Below are 1,565 nucleotides of genomic sequence, written 5' to 3' on the forward strand. Positions count from 1 at the left end.
TATCTCCTAAAGAATATTTGAAAAAAATTTCATAATAGACAAGATAAATGTGTCCACATTATTGACATAAGTACATAATGACAAAATAAGAAGTAAATTTCTAATTCTATCAATATATTGTATCAATAACTATTGGTATATTGATATATATAATGATAATATACCTTTAATTTATGGAAAATTAATACACACTTGGATAGATATATTAGAAATTTTCAAGATATACGATAAAAATTTTCCTAGAACAAAAATGATGGCTGTCCCTTCCAATATAAATGGAATCACTCAGGATTTCCATATTAATACTGCCGGAATTACTCAAGAATTATTTTTAATTGAGGAGGAATAATAAATGATAGAATCTCAAAATCTAGTATTTAATCGTTTTGCTAAAGTAGAATTTATTTATAATGATAATAAAGTAATATTCACAAGTGAAGATATTGATTTTAATGCTAAAATAACATTAGATATGACTAATAATTCTAATAAAGCTGATATCAATATATATAATCTTCCACTTAAAGTAGAGAATTTATTAAGTTCCGCTATTCCAAATATTGTTACAGTACGGATCTACTCAGGTTATGATATAAAAACTAAAACAGAATATGGTCTAGTTTTCACTGGAATTTTAGAAAATATTGATACTAAAAAAGATAATAATACAATAAATAGCCATTTCTATTGCAGTGAAATTAACCCTATATATAAAAATAAACTATTTCAAGTTTCAGTAAAAAATCCAACTAAAGCCAGTGTTATTATAGAAAAAATTATGGAAAAAGCTAATACTCTTGAGCCAAAATTGTCATTGATAAAACCACTTGAGTTAAAAGACGACTGTATTTATGAACGTTCCAAGTCATTTAATGGTGATCTAAAAAATATTCTTACAAGACTTGCCAAAGATACAAAAAGTATTTTTATTCTGGATAACCAAACTATTCAGTTTATCGAATATAAAAGTGAAAAAATGCCTAAAATAAATTGTGACCCAGCAAAAATTCTTAATATTACAAATTCAGATATTGGTTATACTATTACTATGTTATTTGAACATCAAATGAAAATAGGACATAATCTTTTAATTAAAATGGATGGAACTCGTTTCATCAAAAACATTGATTCTTCTAATGATCCGCATATAATATCCAAAATTGAACATTTTATTAATCCAAAAAAAGATGCTCATGTAACTAAAGTATATGTAGAAGTTTACAGTAAAATTATTACTAAAGATGAAACATTAAAACAAGAAAAATTAGAAAAAGAAAAATTAGAAAAAAATAAAATAATAATATTTTTTTAAATCAAAGGAGAAATATGAGATATAGCATAAATGATTTATTTGAAATAAAACAAAAAGATTTTTATAATTCTTTAAATAATATCAATACTGTTGCACTTGCTAAAATTATTGAAGTGAATAACATTAGTTTAGAAGCAGATATAAAATTAATTTCTTATATTGAATTCAAAAATATCTATGGGAGTGTGCAAGAAAGTCTGTAAATTAAATCTGATATAATAAAAGATTTGTTTTTCATATATTGATTTATCTA

2 protein-coding genes are annotated in these 1,565 nt (G+C 23.1%); both read left to right on the forward strand.

From position 1 onward, the window contains the following. The first annotated feature begins 352 nt into the window (after positions 1-352). Positions 353-1,312 (forward strand): hypothetical protein, encoded by a 960-nt coding sequence (locus tag NK213_RS19985; RefSeq protein ID WP_253352620.1) that lies wholly within the window; start codon positions 353-355, stop codon positions 1,310-1,312. 14 nt (positions 1,313-1,326) lie between these two features. Continuing rightward, on the forward strand, positions 1,327-1,515 hold the full coding sequence (locus tag NK213_RS19990) for a hypothetical protein (protein ID WP_253352622.1): 189 nt from the start codon (positions 1,327-1,329) through the stop codon (positions 1,513-1,515). The last annotated feature ends 50 nt before the right edge of the window (positions 1,516-1,565 follow it).

It is taken from the genome of Sebaldella sp. S0638, assembly GCF_024158605.1.
Taxonomy (GTDB): Bacteria; Fusobacteriota; Fusobacteriia; order Fusobacteriales; family Leptotrichiaceae; genus Sebaldella.